General features: G+C 64.2%; 24 protein-coding genes. 12 read left to right on the top strand and 12 right to left on the bottom strand.

Translation table 11 applies throughout. The features are described from left to right. Positions 1–42: 42 nt before the first annotated feature. The 6 genes from rseP to pyrH all read right to left on the bottom strand — a co-directional run bounded on the left by rseP (position 43) and on the right by pyrH (position 5,678). Complete coding sequence (gene rseP, locus D1012_RS16755) at positions 43–1,380, bottom strand: RIP metalloprotease RseP (RefSeq protein WP_118154954.1); 1,338 nt, start codon at positions 1,378–1,380, stop codon at positions 43–45. A gap of 47 nt (positions 1,381–1,427) precedes the next feature. Next, positions 1,428–2,612: a 1-deoxy-D-xylulose-5-phosphate reductoisomerase gene (dxr, locus tag D1012_RS16760; RefSeq protein ID WP_118154957.1), complete on the bottom strand. Its 1,185-nt coding sequence runs from the start codon at positions 2,610–2,612 to the stop codon at positions 1,428–1,430. Positions 2,613–2,617: 5 nt separating this feature from the next. Further along, complete coding sequence (locus D1012_RS16765) at positions 2,618–3,418, bottom strand: phosphatidate cytidylyltransferase (protein WP_118154960.1); 801 nt, start codon at positions 3,416–3,418, stop codon at positions 2,618–2,620. Beyond that, positions 3,415–4,155 (bottom strand): polyprenyl diphosphate synthase, encoded by a 741-nt coding sequence (gene uppS, locus D1012_RS16770; RefSeq protein WP_435530935.1) that lies wholly within the window; start codon positions 4,153–4,155, stop codon positions 3,415–3,417. Before uppS ends, D1012_RS16765 begins: the two co-directional genes overlap by 4 nt. Positions 4,156–4,258: 103 nt before the next feature. Continuing rightward, positions 4,259–4,822, bottom strand: a complete 564-nt coding sequence (gene frr / locus D1012_RS16775) for a ribosome recycling factor (protein ID WP_118154966.1) — start codon at positions 4,820–4,822, stop codon at positions 4,259–4,261. Positions 4,823–4,943: 121 nt separating this feature from the next. Continuing rightward, on the bottom strand, positions 4,944–5,678 hold the full coding sequence (gene pyrH, locus D1012_RS16780; RefSeq protein ID WP_118154970.1) for a UMP kinase: 735 nt from the start codon (positions 5,676–5,678) through the stop codon (positions 4,944–4,946). A gap of 151 nt (positions 5,679–5,829) precedes the next feature. Between pyrH and miaA the strand changes: the two genes are divergently transcribed. From miaA to D1012_RS16810, 6 genes are all read left to right on the top strand, one after another. After that, a complete protein-coding gene (gene miaA, locus D1012_RS16785; protein ID WP_118154973.1) occupies positions 5,830–6,696 on the top strand; it encodes a tRNA (adenosine(37)-N6)-dimethylallyltransferase MiaA in 867 nt (288 codons plus the stop codon). Between the two features lie 139 nt (positions 6,697–6,835). Further along, on the top strand, positions 6,836–7,633 hold the full coding sequence (locus tag D1012_RS16790; RefSeq protein WP_118154976.1) for a helix-turn-helix domain-containing protein: 798 nt from the start codon (positions 6,836–6,838) through the stop codon (positions 7,631–7,633). Between the two features lie 311 nt (positions 7,634–7,944). Beyond that, positions 7,945–9,573, top strand: coding sequence for an ABC transporter substrate-binding protein (locus D1012_RS16795; protein WP_118154979.1), 1,629 nt, complete (start codon positions 7,945–7,947; stop codon positions 9,571–9,573). A 102-nt stretch (positions 9,574–9,675) separates the two neighbouring features. Continuing rightward, on the top strand, positions 9,676–10,761 hold the full coding sequence (locus tag D1012_RS16800) for an ABC transporter permease (protein WP_118154982.1): 1,086 nt from the start codon (positions 9,676–9,678) through the stop codon (positions 10,759–10,761). 12 nt (positions 10,762–10,773) lie between these two features. Next, the gene (locus tag D1012_RS16805; protein ID WP_118155195.1) at positions 10,774–11,925 is read left to right on the top strand and encodes an ABC transporter permease; all 1,152 of its coding nucleotides are present in this window, start codon (positions 10,774–10,776) and stop codon (positions 11,923–11,925) included. Positions 11,926–12,002: 77 nt separating this feature from the next. After that, positions 12,003–14,084: a dipeptide ABC transporter ATP-binding protein gene (locus tag D1012_RS16810; RefSeq protein WP_118154985.1), complete on the top strand. Its 2,082-nt coding sequence runs from the start codon at positions 12,003–12,005 to the stop codon at positions 14,082–14,084. Between the two features lie 62 nt (positions 14,085–14,146). Here D1012_RS16810 and D1012_RS16815 read toward each other — a convergent pair whose 3' ends face one another. The 4 genes from D1012_RS16815 to yajC are packed head-to-tail and all read right to left on the bottom strand — an operon-like array spanning position 14,147 to position 17,507. Further along, positions 14,147–14,515: an Mth938-like domain-containing protein gene (locus D1012_RS16815; RefSeq protein ID WP_118154988.1), complete on the bottom strand. Its 369-nt coding sequence runs from the start codon at positions 14,513–14,515 to the stop codon at positions 14,147–14,149. Positions 14,516–14,518: 3 nt separating this feature from the next. Next, a complete protein-coding gene (gene secF / locus D1012_RS16820) occupies positions 14,519–15,490 on the bottom strand; it encodes a protein translocase subunit SecF (RefSeq protein ID WP_118154991.1) in 972 nt (323 codons plus the stop codon). A gap of 11 nt (positions 15,491–15,501) precedes the next feature. Continuing rightward, on the bottom strand, positions 15,502–17,169 hold the full coding sequence (gene secD / locus D1012_RS16825; RefSeq protein WP_118154994.1) for a protein translocase subunit SecD: 1,668 nt from the start codon (positions 17,167–17,169) through the stop codon (positions 15,502–15,504). 14 nt (positions 17,170–17,183) lie between these two features. After that, entirely contained in the window at positions 17,184–17,507 is a 324-nt protein-coding gene (gene yajC / locus D1012_RS16830) for a preprotein translocase subunit YajC (RefSeq protein WP_118155198.1), read from the bottom strand. 224 nt (positions 17,508–17,731) lie between these two features. Here yajC and serS point away from each other — a divergent pair, with 224 nt between their 5' ends. The 6 genes from serS (at position 17,732) to D1012_RS16860 (ending at position 23,680) form a co-directional block, all read left to right on the top strand. After that, a complete protein-coding gene (serS, locus tag D1012_RS16835) occupies positions 17,732–19,036 on the top strand; it encodes a serine--tRNA ligase (protein WP_118154997.1) in 1,305 nt (434 codons plus the stop codon). 52 nt (positions 19,037–19,088) lie between these two features. Continuing rightward, positions 19,089–19,805, top strand: a complete 717-nt coding sequence (locus tag D1012_RS16840; RefSeq protein ID WP_199489543.1) for a TspO-related membrane protein — start codon at positions 19,089–19,091, stop codon at positions 19,803–19,805. 242 nt (positions 19,806–20,047) lie between these two features. Further along, entirely contained in the window at positions 20,048–21,895 is a 1,848-nt protein-coding gene (locus tag D1012_RS16845; protein WP_118155000.1) for an ABC-F family ATP-binding cassette domain-containing protein, read from the top strand. Between the two features lie 3 nt (positions 21,896–21,898). Further along, positions 21,899–22,354 (top strand): DUF2267 domain-containing protein, encoded by a 456-nt coding sequence (locus D1012_RS16850; RefSeq protein ID WP_118155003.1) that lies wholly within the window; start codon positions 21,899–21,901, stop codon positions 22,352–22,354. Between the two features lie 71 nt (positions 22,355–22,425). Continuing rightward, complete coding sequence (locus D1012_RS16855) at positions 22,426–23,040, top strand: MarC family protein (protein ID WP_118155005.1); 615 nt, start codon at positions 22,426–22,428, stop codon at positions 23,038–23,040. Between the two features lie 64 nt (positions 23,041–23,104). Beyond that, complete coding sequence (locus tag D1012_RS16860) at positions 23,105–23,680, top strand: retropepsin-like aspartic protease family protein (protein ID WP_118155008.1); 576 nt, start codon at positions 23,105–23,107, stop codon at positions 23,678–23,680. 150 nt (positions 23,681–23,830) lie between these two features. Here the strand turns inward: D1012_RS16860 and D1012_RS16865 are convergent, their stop codons facing one another. Both D1012_RS16865 and D1012_RS16870 read right to left on the bottom strand, forming a co-directional pair. After that, a complete protein-coding gene (locus D1012_RS16865) occupies positions 23,831–24,289 on the bottom strand; it encodes a DNA polymerase III subunit chi (RefSeq protein WP_118155011.1) in 459 nt (152 codons plus the stop codon). 6 nt (positions 24,290–24,295) lie between these two features. After that, positions 24,296–25,768 (bottom strand): leucyl aminopeptidase, encoded by a 1,473-nt coding sequence (locus tag D1012_RS16870; RefSeq protein WP_118155201.1) that lies wholly within the window; start codon positions 25,766–25,768, stop codon positions 24,296–24,298. Positions 25,769–25,876: the final 108 nt, after the last annotated feature.

Below are 25,876 nucleotides of genomic sequence, written 5' to 3' on the forward strand. Positions count from 1 at the left end.
TAGCCGTCGAATATGGCCCCTTTATGGCGTGAGGCCCAGCGGTTACGGGCAGAACAGGTCATTGGTCAGGGCAAAGACCATCAGCGACAGCAGCAGCGCCAGCCCGCCCATCATCATGACCTGCAACGCCCGGTCCGACGGCGGCTTACCGGTCACCGCCTCATAGGCGTGAAACACCAGATGGCCGCCATCCAGCACCGGAATCGGGAACAGGTTCATCAGCCCCACCGCCACCGACAGCATGGCGATGAACCAGACAAAGCTTTCCACGCCCTGACTCGCCGCCGCGCCAGAGCTTTCGGCAATGCCGATCGGCCCGCGCAGGTTGCAGCTGGAAATCGCGCCGGTGATCATGTGATACAGCCCCGACAGCGAGGTGGTCGCGATCATCCAGGTTTGCCGCGCGCCGATACCAATTGCCTCGACCGGGCCGGGGGTGCGCAGCACCGGTTCGAACCCGATGCCGCCGCTCAGCCCGATCAGCCAGCGGGTCTCGAACCCGCCCTCGGGCAGCGGCAGATCCATCCGGCGCGGCGTCAGCGTCGCGTCAAACACCTCGCCCGCGCGCCAGACCGTCAGCCGCAGATCGCGCCCACCCGACTCGCCCACCAGCGTGCGCAGTTCGGAAAACGCGGATATCGCCGCCCCGTCGACTGCCATAATCACATCACCAGCCTTCAGCCCGGCGGCAAAGGCCGCCGTCTGCGGCTGCACCCCGCCCGCCAGCGGCGGGAACGGATACGGCCCATCAAACGCCACCCGCACCCCTGCCCGCTCCACCACATAGGGCACCGAGGGGCTGGGTGGCAGCGCGTCGGCCACCGTGACCAGCGTGGCCAGATCCGGGGTCGGCTGGCCCGCCAGTTCCACAATCGTATCGCCGGGTTGCAGCGTCTGGCCCTCAAACGGCAGCGCGGGCACCTTGCCGACGGATGCCTCCTCGGTCGCAACCCCGGTCCACAGCACCATCACGGTAAAGATCAGCAGCGCGCTGACAAAGTTGAACGCAGGCCCCGCCGCCACCGTCAGCACCCGCGCCCACAGGGGGGCGCCGTGCATGGTGCGCCGCCGCTCGCGCTCAGACAGGCCAGACATGGCCGCGCCATCCTTGCCCGAGGCTGCATCGCTGTCGCCCAGAAACTTGACATAGCCGCCAAACGGCAGCGCTGCGATCTGCCAGCGGGTGCCCCGGCTGTCGATCCGCGAATAGATCACCGGCCCGAACCCAAGGCTGAACACCTCGGCATGAATCCCGGTCCAGCGGCCCACGATGTAATGGCCGTATTCGTGGATGGCGACGATGATCGACAGCGCCAGAACAAAGGCGATCACGGTCCAGACAAGACCGCCAAAGCTGGGAACAAGACCAATCAGATCCACCGGATTTCCTTTAATTCAGATGCCGCCATCGGGCTGCAATGTCAGATTCAGCGCGTTGCTGCCAGAGCCGATACCGCCTCTGCCGCCCGCACCCGCGCAAGATGGTCCGCGCCGAGGATGTCCTCAAGGGTCATCACGTCGGATTCAAGGCACATCTCCGGCATAACGCGGGCAAGCGTGCATTCAACCACCCCCGCCATATCCATGAATCCGATCTGCCCCGCCAGAAACTGGTCCAGCGCGATTTCCTTGGCGGCGTTGAACACCGCCCCCGCCAGCCCGCGCGTGGCCATCACATCGCGGCACAAGCGCAGCGCGGGGTATCGGTTCAGGTCAGGCGCGCGAAAGCTCAGCGTGGCGATCTGGGCCAGATCCAGCCGCGCGACGGGCAAGGGCGCGCGTCTGGGCCAGTTCAGCGCGTAGCCGATCGCATGGCGCATATCGGGCGCGCCCATATGCGCCATGATCGCGCCGTCCTGAAACCCGACCAGCGAATGGATCAGCGATTCCGGGTGGATGATCACCTCGATCTGATCGGGATTGATCCCGAAATATTCCCGCGTTTCAATGACTTCCAGAGCTTTGTTAAACATGGACGCCGAATCGATGGTGATCCGTTGCCCCATCGCCCAGTTCGGATGCGCCAAAGCCTCGGCCACCGTGGCCCGCGCGAGCGCCTCCATCGGCCAGTCGCGCAACGCACCCCCCGAGGCGGTCAGGATGATCCGCTCGACGCAAGCGATGTCTTCGCCGACCAGCCCCTGAAAGATCGCCGAATGCTCCGAATCTACCGGCAGAATCTGCGCCCCATGTGCCGCTGCGGTCGCCATCAGCAAGGGCCCGGCCGTCACCAGACTTTCCTTGTTGGCCAGCGCCAGAGTGCGGCCATGGCGCAGGGCGCGCAGGCCCGGCACCAGACCCGCCGCACCCACAATCGCGCTCATCACCCAATCGGCAGGCCGGTCTGCGGCCTCGGCAATCGCCGCATCCCCCGCTGCCGTCTCGATCCCGGTCCCGGCCAAAGCCGCGCGCAATGCGGGCAGGCAGGACACGTCGGAACAGACCGCCACCTCGGCCCGCAGCACGCGCGCCATCTCGGCCAGCCGCGCCACATTGCGCCCGCCGGTCAGGGCCACGGTGCGGAACGCCCCTGCCCCGCCCGCCCGGCAGATCAGGTCATAGGTGCTTTCCCCAACCGAGCCGGTTGCGCCAAAAATCGAAATGCTGCGCACCGCCCTCAGCCCCCCAACGGCGCGGGCATCGGCAAGGACGTGAACAGCCCCAGCAGCATGATCAGCACCACCGCGCCGATCAGCGCGTCAAAGCGGTCAAGAAACCCGCCATGACCGGGGATCAGCCCCGAGGAATCCTTGACCCCCGACCGCCGCTTGATCCAGCTTTCGGCAATATCGCCCAACTGCCCGGCAAAGGCGACGAACGGGGCCAACGCCACCGCCTGCCACGGCGCATAGCCGGTGGCGACAAAGATCAGCGACACCGCAAGCGCGCCAACCCAGCCCGCCACCGTACCCGACCAGGTCTTTTTCGGGCTGATCGCCGGCCAGAACTTTGGCCCGCCCATGATCCGCCCGACAAAATAGCCCATCACATCCGACACGATCACAATCGTTACCAGCCACAGAATTGCCGGCACGCCGGGGCTACGAAGCTCGATCAGGCCATAGCCTGCGACCATGATCGCGATGCCGTAAACCGTGGCAATCCGCCGGTCCCGGCGCGGTGTCAGTGCCAGTGCTAGCCCCGGCAGGATCAGCAAGGTCGATGCCAGATCATCGCGGAACAGCTCGGCCCCGGCCAGACAGGCAGCGGCCACCAGACCCATCGCGACTGGCGTATTCCGACGCCCCGGCGCGGTCATGTTGGCCAGTTCCCAGAACATCACCCCGGTCAACGCGATCACCAGCAGCGAAAACGGCGTGCCCCCCAGCCACAGCTCTCCTGCCCCGATCACCAGCATGAACAGCGCCGAAATCGCGCGCTTTCTCAGATCTCCCCAGCGGGCAATCGCCTCGGTCATCCGGCTGCGACCCCGCCAAATCTGCGCTCGCGGTTGCCAAAGCGCGACAGGATCTGCGCCAGCTCGGCCGGAGAAAAATCCGGCCACAGCGTCGGCGTGAACTCGTATTCGGCATAGGCCGTCTGCCAGATCAGATAGTTCGAGGTCCGGGTCTCGCCGCTGGTGCGGATCACCAGATCAGGGTCCGGCAGATCCGCCGTATCCAGTCGCGACCCGATCAGCGCATCGGTAACCGTATCCGGCGCCAGCCGCCCCTCGGCCACATCCGCCGCGATGCCGCGCATCGCCCGGGTCAGCTCGTCCCGCCCGCCGTAATTGATCGCCACGGTCAGGTTCAGCCGGGTAAACCCCGCCGTGCGCGCCTCTATCCCGTCCATCAGCTTGCGCAGCTTGGGGTTCAGCGGCGAGCGGTCGCCGATGAACCGCATCCGAACCCCTTCGGCGGCCAGCCGGTCGGCCTCGCGCTCGATGTAGCGGGCGAAAATCGACATCAGGCCCACCACCTCTTCGGTGGAGCGTTTCCAGTTCTCGGTGGAAAACGCATAAATCGTCAGCCAGCGGATGCCCAGATCCGGGGCGCAGCGCACGATTTCCTTGACCCGCTCTGCCCCTTTGCGATGCCCGACCAGACGTGGCCAGCCCCGGTTGGTGGCCCAGCGACCGTTGCCATCCATGATGATAGCCACGTGTTCCGCCGGGCGGACCTGCCTGTGATCTGCCGTGTCAGTGGAAGCCAAGCCCTGTCCCTTTTTCTCAAATACTCTCCGGGCAGAGCCGCCCGGAGCAGAAAAACAAATCATTCGTCACGCCGACAAAAAAACCGGTGTCCGTTACACAAGATCAGACCTGCATGATCTCGGCTTGCTTGCCCTCAAGCGTCTGGTCCACCAGCTTGATATACTTGTCCGTCATGTCCTGCACCTCTGATTCCCAGAACTTGACATCGTCTTCGGAAATCCCTTCGCTTTTGGCCTTCTTGATCTGGTCCATCCCGTCCCGGCGCAGGTTGCGCACCGCCACGCGGGCGTTTTCGGCATAAGACGCCGCCACCTTGGTCAGTTCCTTGCGGCGCTGTTCGTTCAGCTCGGGGATCGGCAGCATGATGATCGTGCCATTGGTCTGCGGGTTGATGCCAAGACCCGACTCGCGGATCGCCTTTTCCACCTTGTTGACCATGGCCTTGTCCCAGACGTTGATCGTCACCATCCGGGGTTCCGGCACGTTGACCGTACCCAGCTGGTTGACCGGCGTCATCTGGCCGTAGGCGTCAACCTGAATAGGCTCCAGCATCGAGCCCGAGGCGCGCCCGGTGCGCAGGCTCGCAAATTCGGTGCGCAGCGCGTTGATCGCGCCATCCATCCGGCGGGAAAGATCATCGGTATCCAGTTCGAAATCGTCAGCCATCGGTTCATTCCTTCGTCAGCGCCCGGCCGGTCCCTGCCCGGCGGGCGTTTTTCTCGTCTATAATCGAAGCCGGCGCATGGGTATAGCCCCGGCTCACACCGGGGCGCGCGCGCGGCAAGGATCAGTCATGCACGATTGTGTAGGTGCCACGTCCCGCCATGATCCCCTGAAACCCGCCCGGCTCGGACAGCGCAAACACCACCAGCGGCATCCGGTTGTCACGGCACAGCGCGATGGCCGAGGCGTCCATCACCTTGAGGTTGCGCTGCAGCACATCATCATAGCTGATGTCGTCATAGCGCTTGGCATCGGGGTTGATCTTGGGGTCGCTGTCGTAAATGCCATCGACGTTCTTGCCCATGAAGATCGCCTCACAGGCCATTTCCGACGCGCGCAGCGCCGCAGCGGTATCAGTGGTGAAATACGGGTTTCCGGTGCCTGCGGCAAAGATGCAGACCCGTTTTTTCTCAAGGTGGCGCACCGCGCGGCGGCGGATATAGGGCTCACACACCTGATCCATCGGGATCGCGCTGATAACGCGGGTGAAGACCCCCAACGATTCGAGAGCTGCCTGCATGGCCAGCGCGTTCATCACCGTGGCCAGCATTCCCATGTAATCGGCCGTCGTCCGCTCCATCCCCTGCGCCGAGCCTTGCAGGCCGCGAAAGATGTTGCCGCCGCCGATCACCATGCAGATCTCGACCCCAAGATCATGCACTGCCTTGATCTCGCGCGCGACACGCTCCACCGTGGGCGGATGCAGGCCGTAGCCCAGATCGCCCATCAGCGCCTCACCCGAGATTTTCAGCATCACGCGGTTGTATTTAACTGCGCCATCAAGGGTCGCTATGGTCATGGGCTTTCCCCGTGGTTCGTTTTGCAATTGGACTGCGGCGCAAACTGTCGCAAAACGACGCCGGGTTCAACCTGGGACTGCCGGTGCAGCCGGGGTTTCACACCCCGCACACCCGTGAAGTACTTTTGCCAGGATGAAAGCGCGCAGACAGATGAGCGGATTGGCTGACATATCGCGCGAAGCCCCGGTGCTGATCGCAGGCCCGACCGCCAGCGGCAAGTCTGCGCTGGCGATGGAGCTTGCTGCGCGCGATGGGCGGGTGATCGTGAATGCCGATGCCTTGCAGGTCTATGCCTGCTGGCGGCTGCTGACCGCGCGGCCCTCGGTCGCGGAAGAAGCCGCGTTGCCCCATGCGCTCTACGGCCATGTCGGGCGCGATGAGGCCTATTCGGTGGGGCACTGGCTGCGCGAGGTGCGGGCCTGTCTTGAGCAGCCGGTGGTGATCGTCGGCGGCACCGGCCTGTATTTTCTGGCGCTGACCGAAGGTCTGGCCGAGGTGCCCGAGATTCCGCCGCAGGTCCGCGCTGAGGGGGATGCGCTGCGGGTGGGCGATCTGGCGGCGATGGTGGCGGCGCTGGATGCAGACACCGCCGCCCGCATTGATCTGGCCAATCCGGCAAGGGTACAGCGCGCCTGGGAGGTGCTGCGCGCCACCGGGCGCGGCCTTGCCGCCTGGCAGGCCGACACCCCGGCCCCGCTGGTGCCGCGCGAAACGGCTGAGGCGCTGGTGCTGCGCCCCGATGTCGGCTGGCTCAACGACCGCATCGACCGGCGATTCGATCTGATGCTGGCGGCGGGCGCGCTGGAGGAGGCGCGGGCCGAGCTGCCACATTGGCAGGAAAACCGCCCGTCAGCCCGGGCCATCGGCGCGCCGGAGCTGATCGCGCATCTGCGGGGCGAGATGCCGCTTGATGCCGCGACGGCAGCGGCAAAGCTTGCCAGCCGCCAATATGCCAAGCGCCAGCGGACCTGGTTCCGCAACCGGATGCGCGACTGGACGCCGCGCCTTTTGCCCTGAACGCCCGTGCTTTGGCCGGGCCAGAGCGGTGCAAGTTATCCACAGGCAGGCATCGGATCTGTGGAGAAGGTCATAATTTTGCTTGGGTTACCCGGCAGGGACTGCTTATCTATCCCCAGCCCCAACCGAGCAGGACGCCATGAACGACCTCAGCGCCCTATCCCAACTGCGTGTGACAGCCATCCCCCGGCTCGCCTCTGGCGGGCGCTGGCGGGTGGAGGCGATGCGCGCCATCTCGGAACCGATGTTCCTGTGGTTCACCAAGGGACAGGGCCGCATCACCATCGCCGGTGCCACCCGAGGCTACACGGCACACAATGCGGTGTTCATTCCGGCAGGCGTGATGCACGGGTTCGAGGTCGGGCCGCAAGTCTTTGGCACGGCGGTGTTCTTTGGCCGCGACAGCACGGTAACCCTGCCCGAGACCGCGCAGCATCTGCGCATCCGCGAAGTGCATGCCCAGCAAGAGATCAATGTGATTCTCGATTCGCTGCAACGCGAGATGGACAGCGACATTCCCGCCCATGACCGCGCCACCCGGCACTACCTCGGGTTGCTGGGGGTCTGGCTGGAGCGTCAGGCGGTCAAGGCCGCGCCCGAGGCCCCCAAGCCCGATGCCGCCCGCCGTCTGGTCGAGCGTTACACCGCCCTGATGGAGCAGGAGTTCCGCAAGGGCACCGGAGTCGGCGAATTTGCCGCTGCCCTTGGCGTGACCCCCACCCACCTGACCCGCTGCTGCCGCATAACCTGCGGGCGCTCCGCGATCGAAGTGTTGCAGGACCGCCGTATTTTTGAGGCCCGCCGGATGCTTGCTGAAACCAGATTGCCGGTCGCCCGCATCGGCGAGGCGCTGGGATTTACCTCTCCGGCTTATTTCACACGCTCATTCCAGCACCTGACCGGACGCTCGCCCACCGCATTCCGCCGCGAAATCTGAGCCGCGCTGCGGGCCGGTTAGATCGGCCACAGTCAACCAGACCGTGTATTTAACCGTAATATCCGGTGCTTGCCCGGAGAAGTTTGACCAATCAGGTCGTTCTGTGGTCGACAACATGTCGTTTTTGCGCGACAAAAGGGCGACTTCGGGCGTTGACGCAAGGAGCAAAGTATTGCGCAATGGGGCCAATGCCCCGGCGCAATCCTGCCTGTGCCGGGTAAGAACAGACTGGTCATGTCCCTCCCCTTGGGGCTTAGCCCGGCGCAATCGTGAAAAACGAAAAGATGGCATCGCCATCAGGGAGACACAAGATGACCGACAAGACCGAGATGCTTCATCCGGCTGCAACGACGCTTGCCAGCGAAGTGCGCGCCGGCAAACTCAGCCGCCGCGAATTCCTCAGCCGTGCCACCGCTTTGGGCCTCACTGCGCCCGCCGCTTATGCCCTGCTGGGCCTTGAGGCCCCTGCACAGGCACAAGAGGCCAAGACCGGCGGCATCCTGCGTGTCGGCATGGAGGTGAAGGCGCAGAAAGACCCGCGCACCGCCGACTGGCCGCATATTGCCAACGTCTATCGCGGCTGGCTGGAATATCTGGTGCAATACAACCCCGATGGCAGCTTTGAAGGCCGCCTGCTGGAAAGCTGGGAGGCCAATGAGGACGCAACGCAATACACGCTCAAGGTTCGCCCCGGCGTGACCTGGAACAACGGCGAGGCCTTTACCGCCGATGACGTGGTGCGCATGTTCACCCGCTGGACCGATGGCTCGGTCGATGGCAATGCCATGGCCTCGCGCTTCATGGGTCTGGTCGATGAGGGCACCAAATCACTGCGCGATGGTGCTGTGGTCAAGGTTGATGACATGACCGTGCAACTGGTGATGTCGGTTTCCGACGTGGCCGTTATCGCCAACCTCGCCGACTACCCGGCTGCGGTGCTGCATTCGTCTTATGTCGATGGCTCCGACCCTTCGGCCAACCCGATCGGCACCGGCCCTTATCTGCCGCGCGAAGTGGCGGTCGGCCAGCGCGCCATTCTGGCCCGCAACGCAGACCACACCTGGTGGGGTGGCACCGTGCCGCTGGATGAAATCCACTACATCGACTTTGGCACCGATCCCGCCGCCATGGTGGCGCTTGCCGGTTCCGACGAGATCGACTGCAACTACGAAACCAATGGCGAATTCATCGACGTGCTGGATGGCCTTGGCTGGAACAAGCTGGAGGCGGTAACGGCCTCGACCATCGTGATGCGGATGAACTCGGCCAATGGCGATCTCTACAAGGACAAAGCCATCCGTCAGGCGATCCAGAAAGCCGTCGATCCGGCGGTCGTGCTGGAACTTGGCTACAACGGTCTGGGCACCACCGCCGAAAACCACCATGCCTGCCCGGTTCACCCGGAATATGCCGAAATCCCGAAACAAACCATCGACCCGGCCGGTCTGAAACCTGCGCTGGAAGCGGCCGGCATGCTTGACACCGAATTCGAGCTGATCTCGCTCGATGACGGCTGGGAAGCCGCCTCCACCGATGCCGTGGCCGCCCAGCTGCGCGACGCGGGCGCCAATATCAAGCGCACGGTGATGCCGGGGTCAACCTTCTGGAACGACTGGCAGAAATACCCGTTCTCCTCCACCACCTGGAACCACCGCCCGCTGGCGGTGCAGAACATGAGCCTTGCCTATACCTCCACCGGCTCGTGGAACGAAACCGGGATGGCCAATGCCGAGTTTGACGCGGCAATGACGCAGGCTCTGTCGCTGGCCGATGCCGATGCCCGGCGCGAAGTGATGGTGACGCTGCAAACCATCCTGCAGGACGAAGGCTACATCATCCAGCCGTTCTGGCGCTCGCTCTACCGCCACGCGCGCGACGGGGTGAACATCGACATGCACCCGTCGTTCGAACACCACCATTACAAGTGGTCGCTGGCCTGATCCCGCCCCTAAGGACTGCGGCATTCGTGCCGCAGTCCGCCTTTCCGAGCTGCTGCTCCCGCCGCCACCCTTTGCTGTCCCCTGCAAGGGAAGGATAAAGCCATGCTGCCGTTTCTGCTGCGCCGGGTCGGCGTGATGATACTGACTGCTCTGACACTCAGTTTCGTCGTGTTTTGCCTGACCAATCTTGCCCCAAATCTCGAAAAGCTCGCCCGGACCGAAGGGTCGGTCCGCATGAGTGATGATGCGGTGCTGTCCTGGATCGAAAACAACGGCCACGGCGGGTCGATGGTGATGCGCTATGGCCAATGGCTTGGCGTCGCCCCCGGCTGGGTGCGCACCGATGACAAGGGTGTCACGCGCGGCCGCTGCATTCAGGGCGCGGTAACGGCAGAATCCGCGCCCCGGTTCTGCGGCATCCTGCAAGGCGACTGGGGCACCTCCACCGTGTTCCGCGAGCCGGTGATCAAAACGGTCTCGGAAAAGCTGTCCTCCACCGCCTGGCTGATGCTTTGGGTGATGCTGGTGATGGTGCCGGTCTCACTGATCATCGGTGTCTTGTCTGGCATGCGCGAAGGCAGCCGCACCGACCGGGTGCTCTCAACCTTTGCCATCGCCACGACCGCCACGCCGGAATATGTCTCGGGCGTGATCCTCGTGGTGATCTTTGCCTCGGCCACCACTGGCATCTCGCCCATCCTTGCCGAATGGGGCTGGATCAGCGGGCGCACCTTGTTCCTTGGCACCGCCACCAGCGCAATCGACAAGATCACCTTCTGGAACTTCGCCCTGCCGGTCATGACCATCGCGCTTTATGGCATCGGCTATATCGCCCGGATGACACGGGCGAGCATGACCGAGGTGATGACCCAGCAATACATCCGCACCGCGCGGCTCAAAGGTGTGGCCTTTCATCAGGTGATCCTGAAACACGCCCTGCGCAACGCCCTGATTGCGCCCTTCACCGTCATCATGTTGCAGTTTCCCTGGCTCTTGAACGGCGTGGTGATCGTGGAAACCCTGTTCAATTACAAAGGCTTCGGCTGGACGCTGGTCCAGGCCGCCGGCAACAATGACATCCAGCTTCTGCTCGCCTGTTCCGTCGTCGCGGTCTTTGTCGTGCTGGTCACGCAGCTGATTTCCGATGTCGGCTATGTGTTCCTGAACCCCCGCATCCGGCTCAGCTGAGGAATGACAGATATGGAACCCCTCTCCTGGCCGATGATCTTTGCCAAGATGGCCGTGCAGTTCTGGCCGGTCTGGGCGGCGCTGATCGTGACGATCGTGCTGTCGCTGCAGTTCCGCCGCCGCCTTGGCCTCTATGGCAAGCTGTTTGACTCCAATGTCGGCATCACCGGCTTTGTGATCGTGATGTTCTGGGTGTTCACGGCGATTTTCGCCGACATGATCATCACCTTTAACCCGATTGCACAGCTGTCGGGGCTGAAGAACGCCCTGCCCGGCACGCCGCTGCCCGATACCGATCAATGGTATCTGCTGGGCGGCGATCATCTGGCCCGCGATGTCTTCAGCCGCGTGGTGATGGGCGCGCGCCGGGTGCTGACCATCGCCCCCGCCGCCACCGTCATCGCCTTCATGGTCGGCATCACCCTTGGCCTGCCCGCCGGATATTTTGGCGGCAAGCTCGATACCGGCCTCAGCTTCATCGCCAATCTGGTCCTCGCGTTTCCGGTCATCCTGCTGTTCTACCTGCTGGTCACGCCTGAAATCCGCTCCACCGGCGTGCCCATCGTGCTGGCGGCCGTGCTGTTCCTGTTCCCGGTGATCTTTGTCTCGGTTCTGCTGAACAGCCGCTACTTTACCACCCCCGCGCGCCGCAACCTCTATGTCGGGGTGGCGCTGGTGATTGGCCTCTGGGCCTATTCCGGGCTGGCCTTCAACATGGACCCCACCGGCATCTGGTCGATGGACCCGAACCTGCTCAATGTCTTTGTCTCGGTGGTCTTCGTCAACGCGCCCACCGTGTTCCGCATCGTGCGCGGCATCGTGATGGACCTCAAATCCCGCGATTACGTTGCCGCCGGGCAAACCCGGGGCGAAGGCCCATGGTACATCATGCTGTGGGAAATCCTGCCCAATGCGCGGGGGCCGCTGATCGTCGATTTCTGCCTGCGCATCGGCTATACCACCATCCTCTTGGGCACGCTGGGCTTCTTCGGCCTCGGCGTCAGCCCTGAATCCCCCGACTGGGGCAGCACCATCGACGACGGCCGCCGCCTGTTGTCGATCTACCCCCACCCCGCCGTGGTCCCTGCCCTCGCCCTGATGAGCCTCGTGCTGGGTCTCAACCTGCTCGCCGACGGTCTGCGTGAAGAATCGATGCGCGACTGACCCATTTTCTGTCCTCAAATATCCCGGGGGTCCGGGGGCTGGCCCCCGGTCCTGCACTCCGACGAAGGAACCGCCATATGACCGACTGGGACCCGTCCAAACCCATCCTTGAAATCGAGAACCTCTCGATCTCGTTCTTCACCCGGCTGCGCGAGATTCCGGCGGTGATGGACTTTTCCTGCACCGTGATGGCGGGCGAGGCGATGGGGCTGGTCGGCGAATCCGGCTGTGGCAAATCCACTGTTGCCCTTGCGGTAATGCGCGATCTTGGCAAGAACGGTCGCATCGTCTCGGGCTCGATCAAATTCAAGGGTCGCGATCTGACCCATATGAATGATGAAGATCTGCGCCAGATCCGCGGCTCGGAAATCGCGATGATCTATCAGGAGCCGATGGCCAGCTTGAACCCCGCCATGCGCGTCGGCGATCAGCTGGCCGAGGTGCCGATGATCCATCAGGGCATGACCCGCGCGGACGCGCTCAAACTCGCGCGCCAGATCATCGCCGATGTCCGCCTGCCCGACCCCGACCGCATCCTGCGCGCCTATCCGCACCAGTTGTCGGGCGGCCAGCAGCAGCGCATCGTGATCGCGATGGCGCTGATGGCAAAACCGGCGCTGTTGATCCTCGATGAGCCGACCACCGCGCTCGATGTGACGGTGGAGGCGGGAATCGTTGATCTGGTCAAGGATCTGGGCACCAAATACGGCACCTCGATGCTGTTCATCAGCCACAACCTCGGCCTGATCCTCGATGTCTGCGACCGTCTGTGCGTGATGTACTCCGGCGAGGCGGTCGAGACCGGCAATGTCATCGAAGTCTTTGACAAGATGCGCCACCCCTATACGCAGGCGTTGTTCCGCTCCATCCCGCTCCCCGGCGCGGACAAGAACACGCACCCGCTGATCGCCATTCCCGGCAATTTCCCCCTGCCACATGAGCGCCCCCCGGGCTGCAACTTCGGCCCGCGCTGCGACTATTTCCGCGACGGGTTGTGCAATGCGCAAGAGGTGCCGATGCTCGCGGTGCCCGGCCACGACCGTCACGCCACCCGCTGCCTGCGCTGGTCCGAAATCGACTGGGACGCGCCCGCCAAGATCGGCAAGGTTACCGAAAAGCTGCCCCCCGGCCGTTTGGTGCTGAAGATGGAGGATCTGAAGAAATACTATTCCGTCTCTGCCGGAGCCTTTGGCGGCGGCGCGGAAAAGGTGGTGAAGGCCAATGAATCGCTCAGCTTCGAGGCGCATGAGAATGAGACCCTCGCCATCGTCGGCGAATCGGGCTGCGGCAAATCCACCTTTGCCAAGGTGCTGATGGGGCTGGAAACCGCGACCTCTGGCCAGATCATGCTGTTTGACGAAAACGTGCAGGACACGCCGATCGAGGCCCGCCACACCGACACCGTGTCAAAACTGCAGATGGTGTTCCAGAACCCGTTTGACACGCTGAACCCCAGCATGACCGTCGGCCGCCAGATCATCCGCGCGCTGGAAATCTTCCAGAAGGGCAAGGATGATGCCGACCGGGTGGAGCGGATGCTGACCCTGCTCGACATGGTCAAACTGCCGCGCGCCTTTGCCGAGCGCATGCCACGCCAGCTGTCGGGCGGGCAGAAACAGCGCGTCGGCATCGCCCGCGCCTTTGCCGGAGGCGCCAAGGTGGTGGTGGCAGATGAACCCGTCTCTGCCCTCGACGTTTCGGTGCAGGCCGCCGTGACCGATCTGTTGATGGATATCCAGCGCGAGAACCACACGACGCTGTTGTTCATCAGCCATGACCTGAGCATTGTGCGCTACCTCAGCGACCGGGTGATGGTGATGTATCTGGGCCATGTGGTCGAACTCGGCACCACCGATCAGGTCTTTGCCCCACCCTATCATCCCTATACCGAGGCGCTGCTCTCGGCCGTGCCGATTGCCGACACCCGCGTGAAAAAGCGCCGCATCGTACTGGAGGGCGACATCCCGTCCGCCATGAACCCGCCCCCCGGCTGCCCGTTCCAGACCCGCTGCCGCTGGAAATCCCAGGTGCCGGGCAACCTGTGCGACACCGTGCTGCCCCCGGTGCAGGTGCTGGCGGGCGGGCATCAGATCAAGTGCCACCTGTCGGAAGAGCAATTGGCGGCGATGGAACCGGTGATCACCATTGCCGCCGAATAGGCGGGTGGCAAGGACAGGAGCCTCCGGCGGGAGTATTTTGAAAGCAGCAATCCGGCAGGGGGTCAGCCCTTGATGCTCAGCACCGGCAACAGGGCGGCGGCGATGCGGCGGCCCTCGGACAACAGGACGTTATAGGTGCGGCAGGCGGCGGGGGAGTTCATGACTTCAACCCCGATGCCCGACGCCTCCAGCAAGGTGCGAAAACCGGCGGGCGGGTGCGCGATTTCCGCCCCGGTGCCAACGAACAGCACGTCAATGCGCCCGGCCAGCGACAGCGGGGTTTCGGTATCGTCAAACCCGCCCCAGAGCCCGGCATCCCAAGGCGTGATCAGGCAGGCCCCGCGCAGAACATGGCCGCCGACCCGGAAAAAGCCGGGGCCATAACCGTCAATGGCTTTTGCGGTGCCATAGCTGATCTCGGTCAGACGCATGGCTCAGGCGTCAATGTCGGCGTATTCATCGGGCGCACCCTTTTTCGGCTTGTCGGTCCGGTCCAGCCCGATCATCAGCACCAGATTCTTGGCGATATAGACCGAGGAATAGGTGCCGATCACGATGCCGAAGGTGATGGCAAACACAAAGCCCCGGATCACGTCGCCGCCAAAGATCAGCATCGCGATCAGCGCGATCAGCGTGGTGCCGGTGGTCATCAAGGTGCGCGACAGGGTTTCGTTCGCCGACAGGTTCATCACATCGCGCAGCGGCATGGTCTTGTACTTGACCAGATTTTCGCGCAGCCGGTCAAAGATCACCACGGTGTCGTTGATCGAATAGCCCAGGATTGTCAGGAGTGCCGCCACGATGGCCAGATCGAACTTGATCTGGAACAGCGCAAACACCCCGATGGTGATGATGATGTCATGCACCAGTGCCGCTACCGCGCCGACCGCATACTGCCATTCGAACCGCAGCCAGATGTAGATCAGGATCGCCCCCGATGCGCCCACAACCGCCAGAATGGCGCTCCAGATCAGCTCGCCCGAGACCTTGGGTCCGACCGATTCCACCGAAGGAAAGGTGATCGACGGGTCGACGGTTTTCAGCGCATCCTCGACCAGCTGGATCGTCTCGGGTGTCACCGCCTCGGACCCGTCCTGCGCCGCGATACGGACCTGGGCCACGAACTGATCGGCATCAAAGGTGGGGTCAAACACCTCGGTGATGGCCACATCGCCCAGCTCCAGCCCGGTCATCGCCTGCCGGTAGGCCGCGACATCCACCGGCTGGTTGCTTTCGGTCCGGATCGTGGTGCCGCCCTGAAAGTCGATGCCGAAGTTCAGGCCCATCACGGCCCAAAGCGCAATCGAGGCCAGGATCATCACGCAGGAGGTAACGAGCATTGCCCATTGATAGGCAAAGAAGTTGATATTGGTGTGTTCGGGCGCAAGCCGCAGACGAAAAGCCATGATCTTTTCCCTTACACGATAATGGTCTTGGGGCGGCGCCAGCCGACCCAGATCTCGACCAGAACCCGCGTCACGAACAGCGCGGTAAAGACCGAAGTGATGATCCCGATGCCCAGCGTGATCGCAAAGCCGCGCACCGGACCGGAGCCGACCGCAAACAGCACGGTGGCGGTGATAAAGGTGGTGATGTTGGCGTCGATGATCGCCGACATCGCCTTTTCATAGCCAAGCTGGATCGCGCGGCCCGGGGTTCTGGCGTTGCGCAATTCCTCGCGGATCCGTTCGAACACCAGCACGTTGGCATCCACCGCCATGCCGATGGTCAGCACAATCCCGGCAATGCCCGGCAGGGTCAGGGTGCCGCCGATGGTCGACAGCGCGCCGAACAGCAGAGCCACGTTGATGCCAAGCGCGACCGTGGCAAAAACACCGAACAGGCCGTAGCAGGCGATCATGAAGAACACGACCGCCGCCATGGCGATCAGCGCCGCAGTCTGGCCTGCATCAATGCTGTCCTGCCCCAGTTCCGGGCCGACGGTGCGTTCTTCAAGGAATGTCAGCTCGGCCGGCAAGGCCCCTGCCCGCAACAGAACCGCCAGCTCGGTGCTTTCCTCGACCGAGAACGACCCGGTGATGATGCCCGATCCGCCGGGAATATGGCTCTGGATCACCGGGGCGGAAATCACCTCGGAATCGAGCACGATGGCAAAGGGCGCGCCGATATTGGCGGCGGTGTAATCGCCGAACTTGCGCGCGCCTTGCGGGTTGAAACGAAAATTGACGGCGGGGCGGTTGTTCTGGTCAAAGGCGGGCTGGGCATCGACCAGCTCTTCGCCGGTCACGACCGGGCTTTCCTCGACAATGTAATAGGTGCCGGATTCGTCCATCGACGGCAGCAACAGATTGCGCGGGCCGGGGCTGGCCCCCGCATCGGTGGTGCGCCCGATCACCGGGTTGAAGGTCAGCTTGGCCGTGGTGCCGATCAGCGCCTTGAGTTCCGCCGCCGACCCGATGCCCGGCACCTGAATCAGAATGCGGTCAGACCCCTGCCGCTGGATCGTCGGCTCGCGCGTGCCGACCTCGTCCACCCGACGGCGTACGATTTCAAGGCTTTGCTGGATGGTGCGGTCATCGGTCGCCGCCCGTTCGGCCTGTGACAGCTGGATCACAATCTCCAGCCCTTCGGCGCTGACGTCGATATCATTCTGCCCGACGCCGGTCAGGCTGACCACCGGGGTCGCCAGAGCCCGCACCGCCTCCAGCGCGGCAGCCATGCCAGCGGGTTCCGAAATCGCCACCCGCAGGGTGCCATCCGGGCTAGGCATACGGCGCACATTGCCGACCGCATTGCGCTGGTTGCGCAAGGCGTCACGCACCTCGGGCCACAGGGCATCCATCCGCGCCTTGTACACATCTTCGACCTTGACCTCGGCCAGCAGATGCGCGCCACCGCGCAGGTCAAGGCCGAGGTTCACCAGCGACGACGGCAGGAAATTCGGCCACAGGTCCAGATCGGCCTGCTGGTCCGCCGTGGCGGTGCCGCCTGCCGCTTCAACAGCGGCAAGCGCGTCATTATGACGCTCGATATTGGTGTAGTTCAGGTTGGGCGCAGCCGCGACAATACCCCATGCACAAATGACAAGGATCATCACACGCTTCCACAGCGGCATGGCGTTCATCGCAGGCTTCCCCTTCAGGCGGCGGCTGGTTCGGTCTTGTTCATGACCGAAACGATCGTCGCCTTGACGATCTTGACCTTCACGTTATCCGCGATTTCGACAACGATGGTGCCGTCTTCGTTCACATGGGTCACCTTGCCCACGATCCCGCCTTGGGTCAGCACCTGATCGCCGCGACGCAGCGCCTCGACCAACGCCTTGTGCTCTTTCAGTTTCTTCTGCTGCGGACGGATCAGCAGGAAATACATGATCCCGAAAATCAGGATCAGCGGCACAAAGCTGGTGAAAGCGGCAGCACCGCCACCGGCGGCTTGAGCAAAGGCGGGGGTTGCGAACATCGGCATCCTCATCACTGTCGGGCGGGGCAAACCCCCGGATTTCATTGCCGCGCACCCTATCTGCGGGGGATTGCGGCTGCAAGACGGGCCCGTTTGCGGCCCTTGGCCTGCCATATATGCGGGGTGTGCCCGGAATGGTAGGGCTTTTGCCCAGCTTTTCGCGCCACCTTTTCCCGCGCCCGCATTTGTTGCATAAGCCGGGACGACAACACCAAGAGGCCATCATGCACGACATCAAAGCCATCCGCGAAAACCCCGCAGCCTTCGACGCCGCACTGGCACGCCGGGGATTGTCCGCGATGTCGTCGCAAATTCTGGCGCTCGACAGCGACCGCCGGGCCAGGATCGTGGCCGCCGAAACCGCACAGGCCGAACAGAACCGCGCCTCCAAAGAGGTGGGTGCCGCCAAGGCACGCGGCGATGATGCGGAATTTGAGCGCCTCCGCGCGCTGGTGGCGCAAACCAAAGCCGACATCGCCCGCCTGACCGCCGAAGCCGGAGAGCAAGACACCGCCCTGCGCGACCTGCTGATGGGCATCGACAACCTGCCCTTGCCTGAAGTGCCCGATGGCAAGGACGAGGCGGATAACGTCGAGATCCACCGCTGGGGGACGCCCCGCACGTTCGACTTCACGCCCGTTGAGCATTTCGACATCGCAGGCGTCAAACCCGGCATGGATTTCGAGACCGCCGCCAAACTCTCCGGCAGCCGTTTTGTGGTGCTCAAGGGCGCGGTGATCCGCGTTCACCGCGCGCTGGCGCAGTTCATGCTCGACACCCATATCGACGAACACGGGCTGCAGGAAACCTGGACCCCGGTGCTGGTCAAGGACGAGGCGATGTATGGCACCAACCAGCTGCCGAAATTCGCCGAAGACAGCTACCAGACCACCAACGGCTGGTGGCTGATCCCGACGTCCGAGGTGACGCTGACCAACACCGTCGCCGGCGACATTCTGGACGAGGCGCAGCTTCCGATCCGCATGACCGCCCACACCCAGTGCTTCCGCTCCGAAGCGGGCAGCGCGGGCAAAGACACCTCCGGCATGTTGCGCCAGCACCAGTTTGAAAAGGTCGAGATGGTGACGATCTGCACCCCGGAGTCGCATCTGGAGGAACAGGAGCGCATGCGCCGTTGCGCCGAAGCCATTCTTGAAAAGCTGGAAATCCCCTACCGCACCATCATCCTGTGTACCGGCGACATGGGCTTTGGCGCGCAGCGCACCTTTGATCTGGAGGCGTGGTTGCCCGGCCAGAACCAGTTCCGCGAGATTTCCTCGGTCTCGACCTGCGGCCAGTTTCAGGCCCGCCGGATGAACGCGCGCTATCGTCCTGCCAAAACTGAAAATGGGGGGGTCAAGCCCGATTTCGTCGCCACCCTCAACGGCTCCGGCCTTGCCGTCGGCCGCTGCCTGATCGCGGTGCTGGAAAACGGGCAACAGGCCGATGGCTCGGTCGATCTGCCAGCGGTGCTGCACCCCTATCTGGGCGGCAAAACCCGGATTTCTGCCACGGGCGCGCTGGAGTGAAACCAAAGCGCGGCGGGCGCGTTTGCCCCATAACTTGTCTGCAAGGTGAACCATGACCCTCCGCGCGATTTTCCTGATCCTCGTCACGCTCACCTTTGCGGTAGCGCCCTTTGTCACGCCGCCCTTCACCGGCTATGATCCGGGCCGCTTTCCGGTGCAGATCCCGGAGCCCGCCGTGCAACCGGCGGGCTATGCGTTCTCGATCTGGTCGGTGATCTATGTCTGGCTGATCCTCCACGCCGCATACGGCTACTGGAAGCGCGCCCACAGCATGGATTGGGATGAGGTGCGGGTGCCGCTGATGGTCTCGCTGCTGATCGGCACGGTCTGGCTGGCCATCGCGGGCAGCTTCCCGCTGCTGGCCACCCTCGCCATCCTGTTCATGCTGGCCACCGCCATGGTCGCGTTCTTTCAGGCTGATGAGTTTTATGACCGCTGGATGCTCTCGGCTCCGCTGGCGATGTACGCAGGCTGGCTCTCCGCCGCCTCTGCCGTCTCCATAGGGGTGATGCTGGCAGGCTATGGTGTGCTGAGCGACAGCGAAAGCGCGATCGTGATGATGGCCATCGTGTTGGGTGTCGCTGGCATGGTGCAATGGCTGCGCCCCTATATGCCGATCTATGGTGCAACCGTGGTCTGGGCGCTGATCGGCATCATGGCCGCCAATGCCGACAGCAACCTCTTCGTTGCCCTGATCGCCGCCGCCGCCGCCGCCGCGATGGCCGCCCTGACCTTCTACACCTGGCACAAACGGCGCGTCACCGTCTGACGCCCGGTCCAAGCCCCCCCTCCCTCTCCCTCCCCCACAAAGGGGGGAGGGAAGCGATAGCCTTGCATTGGCACCAAGGCTGACAGCTGCCAGAAAAAGCGCCTCCCCTCCCCCTCGTGGGGAGGGGCTGGGGGTGGGGGGCGCACCGCCAGCCGCAAAATGCGCACCCATGCCGCGCAATCCCTCGCCGCCGCCCTCACCAGCGCTTGACCTTCCGATGGCGCTAGGGCAAGCCACGCCGCATGTTACGCATCGAAGATATCACCTATAATGTCGAAGGCCGCCCCCTGTTTGAGGGGGCCTCGGCCACCATTCCCACCGGCCACAAGGTCGGCCTTGTCGGGCGCAACGGCGCGGGCAAGACCACGCTGTTCCGGCTGATCCGGGGCGAGCTGGCGCTGGAGGGCGGCACGATCACCCTGCCGAACCGCGCCCGCATCGGCGGCGTCGCGCAAGAGGTGCCGTCGTCTTCGACCTCGCTGATCGACACCGTGTTGCAGGCCGATGAGGAACGCACCGCGCTTCTGGCCGAGGCCGATACCGCGCATGACCCGCACCGCATCGCTGAAATTCAGGCCCGTCTGGCCGACATCGACGCGTGGTCGGCCGAGGGCCGCGCTGCCAGCATCCTCAAGGGCCTTGGCTTTGACGCCGAGGCGCAAAAGCGCCCCTGTTCGGATTTCTCCGGCGGCTGGCGGATGCGCGTGGCGCTTGCAGGCGTTCTGTTCGCCCAGCCCGATTACCTGCTGCTGGATGAACCGACCAACTACCTCGATCTCGAAGGTGCCTTGTGGCTGGAAAGCTACCTGCAGAAATACCCGCATACTGTTCTGATCATCAGCCACGACCGGGGCCTTCTGAACCGCGCCGTCACTGGCATCCTGCATCTGGACCAGAAAAAACTCACCTACTGGTCCGGCCCCTATGACCAGTTCGCCCGGCAAGTGGCCGAACGCCGCGCCGTGCTGCAGGCCGAGGCGAAGAAGCAAGAGGCCCGCCGCGCCCATCTGCAATCTTTCGTGGACCGCTTCAAGGCCAAGGCCTCCAAGGCGGTGCAGGCCCAGTCCCGCGTGAAAATGCTGGAAAAGATGGAGACGATCACCGCCCCCGAGGATGCGAAAAAGGTGGTCTTCACCTTCCCCGCGCCAGAGGAGCTGTCGCCCCCCATCATCAATATGGAAAGCGCGGCCGTCGGCTATGGCGGCCCGGCGATCCTGAAAAACCTGTCTTTGCGCATTGATCAGGACGACCGCATCGCGCTTCTGGGCCGCAACGGCGAAGGCAAATCCACGCTGTCAAAACTCCTCGCGGGCAAGCTCGAGGCGATGGCAGGCAAGATCACCCGCTCGTCAAAACTGCGCATCGGCTATTTCGCCCAGCATCAGGTCGACGAGCTGTATATCGACGAGACCCCGCTGCAACACCTGCAACGCCAGCGCCCGGCCGAGGGGCAACCGCGACTGCGCGCGCGTCTGGCAGGCTTTGGCCTGATGGCCGATCAGGCCGAAACCGTGGTCGGCCGCCTGTCGGGCGGGCAAAAGGCGCGGCTGTCGCTGCTTTTGGCCACGCTCGACGCGCCGCACCTTCTGATCCTTGACGAACCGACCAACCACCTGGATATCGAATCCCGCGAAGCGCTGGTCGAGGCGCTGACCGAATACTCCGGCGCGGTGATCCTTGTCAGCCACGACATGCACCTCCTGAGCCTCGTGGCCGACCGGCTCTGGCTGGTCAAGGGCGGTGCTGTGACACCTTATACCGAAGATCTGGAAGCCTATCGCAAGATGCTTCTGGCCGGAGACGAGGTTGAAAAGCCAACCCCCAAAGCGGTGGAAAAAGTCAAGAAGGCCAGCCGCGATGAGGTTCTGGCGCTCAAGGCCGAGGTCCGCAAATGCGAGGAACGGCTGTCCAAGCTTAACGAGATGCGCGACAAGCTGGCGAAAAAGCTGGCCGACCCCGAGCTGTACGAGGCCGCCCGCATCGGCGAGCTGGAAACCTGGAACAAGAAATACGCCGAGGTGATGGGCGCGCTGGACCGGGCCGAAGCGATGTGGCTGGCGGCGCAGGAAAAGCTGGAAACGGCAGCCTAGTCCATGCCGATGCCCTGGACCTATCGCCACGCAAGCCGGGAATGGCAGGGGTTTCTGGCGGATGCGCGCGAAGAAATGGGGCTGATCAGCGACAACATGGCCTATACGGCCGTGGAGGGCGTGTTGCGCGCCTTCCGCGCCCGGCTGACCGTGCAACAGGCGCTGGATTTCGCGCAGATCCTGCCGTCGGTTCTGCGGGCGATCTTTGTGGCGCAGTGGCACATCGCCCCGCCGCTGCCGCCCGGCAGCCGGGCCGACTGGACGGCGCAGGCAAAGACGCTGCGCCCGCACCACAACCTGACGCCCGAAAACTGCGTGGCCGCCACCGCCATTGCCCTGCGCAAATGCGTGCCGCGCGCCGATCTTGACCGGGTGCTGGCCACCCTGCCCGCCTTTGCCGCCGAGTTCTGGTCCCCCCCCGGCATCGACCCCGCCACGCTCGGCCCGCGCATTCTGTGACCCCAACGATTTTTCTGCGAAAAATCACGTGCCCCGTTCCAAAGCCGGGCGCGCCGGTCTAGACTTTGCCGATGGAAACCGCCTTTCTCATCACCGCCTTTGCCACTCTGTTCGTGGTGATCGACCGACCGGGGCTGGTGCCGCTGTTCATCGCGCTGACCCGTGGGATGAGCGCCGAGCAACGCCGCGCGATGGCGCAGCGCGCCTGCCTGATCGCCACCGCGCTCCTGACGATGTTCGGGCTGGCGGGGGAGGCGATCCTTGGCTTCATCGGCATCTCGATGTCGGCCTTTCGCATCGCGGGCGGCATCCTGTTGTTTCTCACCGCGCTCGACATGCTGTTTGAACGCCGCACCACCCGGCGCGAGGGCCAGACTCCGGACGCCGATCATGACCCGTCGGTGTTTCCCCTCGCCACGCCGCTGATCGCGGGGCCCGGCGCGATTGCCTCGATCATCCTGCTGATCGGTCAGGGCGGCGGCGACTGGCCTGCCACCTTTGCTGTTCTGGGGCTGACCTGGGGGATGATCCTTGTAACGTTCCTGTTCCTGCTCGCCTCGCCGCCGCTGGAGCGGATGCTGGGCCGCACCGGCACCATTGTCATCACCCGCCTGTTGGGGATGCTGCTGGCGGCCCTGTCAGTGCAATTCGTGATCGACGGCATCCGCCAGACCGGGCTGATCTGACCGCACGCCGATTGCAGATCCGCGCCCGGCCCCCTACCTTTGCCTGAGCAAAAAGGAAGCGCGCATGGACGGCGACATGATCGCACGACTGGCCTATCTGGGCCTGCTGCTGGCGGCGGTCGGTGGCTATATCATCGTGGAATTCCGCGGCCGCATGGGTCAGGCCCTGCGCACCGCCGCCGCCTGGGGGCTGATCGTGATCGGGCTGATGGCGGGCTATGGCCTCTGGCACGACCTGCGCCCCGGCATGCTGCCCCGGCAAACGGTGGTCGAGGGCGGCGAGATCCGCCTGCCCCGCGCGCCCGACGGCCATTACCACCTGACCCTCACCATCAACGGCACACCCATCCCGTTCCTGGTCGACACCGGCGCGACCCAGATGGTGCTGAGCCTGCCCGACGCGCGGCGACTGGGCATTGACCCGGCAGCACTTGCCTTCATCGGCGAGGCGCGCACCGCCAATGGCATCGTGCGCACCGCCCGCGTGTCCCTGACGGATGTAGAGCTTGGCCCGTACCGCGATGCCAGCGTGACCGCCGTGGTCAATGAGGGCGATCTGGACACCTCGCTGCTCGGCATGTCCTATCTGGGCCGCTACAGCATCGAGATCACTGGCGGCGAGATGATCCTGCGGCGCTGACTGCCGGGTGGCGCGCAACGGAGCCGCAAGGACGCCTCCGGCGGGAGTATTTGGCAAGCAGCAATACACAGAACCGCACCTGCATTTGCTGCTTTTGAAATACTCCCGCCGGAGGCGTCCAACACCGGCCCGAAGCGCAGCAGCGGCAGGTCAGGCCTTTTCGGCCTTTTTCTCCCATTTGCCCGACTCTTCCGACCAGTATTGCGCGGGCAGGCCTGCGCTGGTCAGTTGTTTCCACTGGCTGCGGGCCTGTGACAGCCGGTCGGGGTTGTCGGCGTCGAACAGGATCCAGACCCGTTCCAGCGCTGCCGCCTCTTCTGGCTCCACTTCGGCCCCGTCGATCAGCAGCAGGCCCTTGGCGCCATTGGTCACCGGCCCGGTCCCGAGCAGCACCGGCTGGCGCGCATCATGCGGGCCGCCGGCAAGGCCATGCGGCACAAAGCTGTCCTCCGGCGTGGTCCAGAGCCGGGCATCCAGACGGTTGAGTTCAGCCGTTTCTGTCCCCCGGATCATCAGCCGCCAGCCCTGACCGCGCGCGCGAGTGATCAGCACTCGCGCGGTCTGTTCCGCCGTGGACCGGGTCAGATGGTAGAACATCACGATGCCCATCGGGCCTTATTTCCCCTCGAACCGGTCGCGGATCAGCCGGTCCAGCGCCATCACGCCCCAGCCGGTGGCCCCTTTGGGCGCAAGGGTGCTGTCGGCTTTCAGAAGCGCCGTCCCCGCGATGTCCAGATGGCACCACGGCACGTCCGGCTTTACAAACCGCGCGAGGAACTGCGCCGCCGTGATCGCGCCGCCGTCGCGCCCGCCCACGTTCATCATATCGGCGATGCGGGATTTCAGCTTGGCATCATAGGCCTCGCCCATCGGCAACCGCCAGGCGCCCTCGCCCTCGGCCTTTGCCGCCTTGAGGAAGGCGTCGCACAGCGCGTCATCATTGGAGAACACGCCGGTATTCTCATGCCCCAGCGCCACGATGATGGCCCCGGTCAGCGTGGCAAGGTCGATCATGGCCGAGGGCTTGAACCGCTCCTGCGCGTACCAGAGCACATCGGCCAGCACCAGACGGCCCTCGGCATCGGTGTTGATCACCTCGATCGTGTCGCCCTTCATGGATTTCACCACATCGCCGGGGCGCTGTGCGCGGCCATCGGGCATGTTTTCCACCAGCCCGACCAGCCCCACCACATTGGCCTTTGCCTTGCGCAGCGCCAGCGTGCGCATCACACCCGCCACCACACCGGCGCCGCCCATATCCATCGTCATGTCTTCCATGCCGCCTGCGGGCTTGATCGAGATGCCGCCGGTGTCGAACACCACGCCCTTGCCGACCAGCGCAAACGGGGCCTCCCCCTTTGGCCCGCCATTCCACTGCATCACCACGACTTTTGACGGCGTCTCCGACCCCATACCAACCCCAAGCAGAGCGCCCATGCCCAGCTTGAGAAGCTCGTCTTCCTCCAGGATCTCGACCTCCAGCCCCAGTTCCTGCATGGCGGCCAGACGGGCGGCGAAATCATAGGTGGTCAGCACATTGGCGGGCTCGTTCACCAGATCGCGGGTGAAAAACACGCCCTCGGCCACGGCTGCGCCGGCATTGGCCGCCGCCGCCACCTGCTCGGGGGCGCTGACCATCAGCGTGACCGGCCCGACGGCCTTCGGTGCTGCGGTCTTGTGCGGGGTGAAGTCATAGGCGCGCATTGCCAGACCAAAGGCGATATCGGCGGCCAGCGGATGGTTTTCCGCCAGCACCAGCGTCTCCTGCGGTGACAGCTTTGCCCCCACCGCAGCCCCGGCCTTGCGCGCCTGCGCCTGCGTCGCCTTGCGCGGCAGCCGCAGGATCTGCACCGTCTCTGCCGCCAGCCCGGCGGGAAAGCCCAGTTCCAGCCCGTCGCCCGGTTTCAACGCGGCAAAACTCTCCGATCCTGCCGCCCGCGTCACCGCGCCGCGGGTCAGCCTGTCCAGCTTGCGCGCAAGTGGCGTCAGGCTTGCCCCCGGTTCGGCCAACAGCACGATCCGCCCCGGCTGGGTGGCCAGAGCCTCGGCATCATTTTCACGAAACTGGATCGGCACAGGTTGGGTCATCATGGTCCTCGGATCATTGGTCAGGCGGTTTGATGGGGCGGGTGCGCCGCTGCGGCACGCTTTGGCGGCACAGTGCCCCGACCGGCAAAGGCTAGCCCGCGCCCCCGG

Source organism: Pseudotabrizicola alkalilacus (assembly GCF_003443995.1).
Lineage (GTDB): Bacteria > Pseudomonadota > Alphaproteobacteria > Rhodobacterales > Rhodobacteraceae > Pseudotabrizicola > Pseudotabrizicola alkalilacus.

What these genes read in the sequence shown, in the direction of transcription:
- frr (WP_118154966.1), bottom strand. Translation starts at nt 4,822, where the DNA reads ATGGCTGACGATTTCGAACTGGATACCGATGATCTTTCCCGCCGGATG.
- D1012_RS16850 (WP_118155003.1), top strand. Translation starts at nt 21,899, where the DNA reads ATGCCGATGCCCTGGACCTATCGCCACGCAAGCCGGGAATGGCAGGGG.
- D1012_RS16795 (WP_118154979.1), top strand. Translation starts at nt 7,945, where the DNA reads ATGACCGACAAGACCGAGATGCTTCATCCGGCTGCAACGACGCTTGCC.
- D1012_RS16800 (WP_118154982.1), top strand. Translation starts at nt 9,676, where the DNA reads ATGCTGCCGTTTCTGCTGCGCCGGGTCGGCGTGATGATACTGACTGCT.
- D1012_RS16840 (WP_199489543.1), top strand. Translation starts at nt 19,089, where the DNA reads ATGACCCTCCGCGCGATTTTCCTGATCCTCGTCACGCTCACCTTTGCG.
- miaA (WP_118154973.1), top strand. Translation starts at nt 5,830, where the DNA reads ATGAGCGGATTGGCTGACATATCGCGCGAAGCCCCGGTGCTGATCGCA.
- D1012_RS16765 (WP_118154960.1), bottom strand. Translation starts at nt 3,418, where the DNA reads ATGACCGAGGCGATTGCCCGCTGGGGAGATCTGAGAAAGCGCGCGATT.
- D1012_RS16855 (WP_118155005.1), top strand. Translation starts at nt 22,426, where the DNA reads ATGGAAACCGCCTTTCTCATCACCGCCTTTGCCACTCTGTTCGTGGTG.
- pyrH (WP_118154970.1), bottom strand. Translation starts at nt 5,678, where the DNA reads ATGACCATAGCGACCCTTGATGGCGCAGTTAAATACAACCGCGTGATG.
- D1012_RS16845 (WP_118155000.1), top strand. Translation starts at nt 20,048, where the DNA reads ATGTTACGCATCGAAGATATCACCTATAATGTCGAAGGCCGCCCCCTG.
- D1012_RS16870 (WP_118155201.1), bottom strand. Translation starts at nt 25,768, where the DNA reads ATGACCCAACCTGTGCCGATCCAGTTTCGTGAAAATGATGCCGAGGCT.
- D1012_RS16790 (WP_118154976.1), top strand. Translation starts at nt 6,836, where the DNA reads ATGAACGACCTCAGCGCCCTATCCCAACTGCGTGTGACAGCCATCCCC.
- D1012_RS16865 (WP_118155011.1), bottom strand. Translation starts at nt 24,289, where the DNA reads ATGGGCATCGTGATGTTCTACCATCTGACCCGGTCCACGGCGGAACAG.
- D1012_RS16810 (WP_118154985.1), top strand. Translation starts at nt 12,003, where the DNA reads ATGACCGACTGGGACCCGTCCAAACCCATCCTTGAAATCGAGAACCTC.
- D1012_RS16805 (WP_118155195.1), top strand. Translation starts at nt 10,774, where the DNA reads ATGGAACCCCTCTCCTGGCCGATGATCTTTGCCAAGATGGCCGTGCAG.
- secD (WP_118154994.1), bottom strand. Translation starts at nt 17,169, where the DNA reads ATGAACGCCATGCCGCTGTGGAAGCGTGTGATGATCCTTGTCATTTGT.
- yajC (WP_118155198.1), bottom strand. Translation starts at nt 17,507, where the DNA reads ATGTTCGCAACCCCCGCCTTTGCTCAAGCCGCCGGTGGCGGTGCTGCC.
- secF (WP_118154991.1), bottom strand. Translation starts at nt 15,490, where the DNA reads ATGGCTTTTCGTCTGCGGCTTGCGCCCGAACACACCAATATCAACTTC.
- serS (WP_118154997.1), top strand. Translation starts at nt 17,732, where the DNA reads ATGCACGACATCAAAGCCATCCGCGAAAACCCCGCAGCCTTCGACGCC.
- D1012_RS16860 (WP_118155008.1), top strand. Translation starts at nt 23,105, where the DNA reads ATGGACGGCGACATGATCGCACGACTGGCCTATCTGGGCCTGCTGCTG.
- D1012_RS16815 (WP_118154988.1), bottom strand. Translation starts at nt 14,515, where the DNA reads ATGCGTCTGACCGAGATCAGCTATGGCACCGCAAAAGCCATTGACGGT.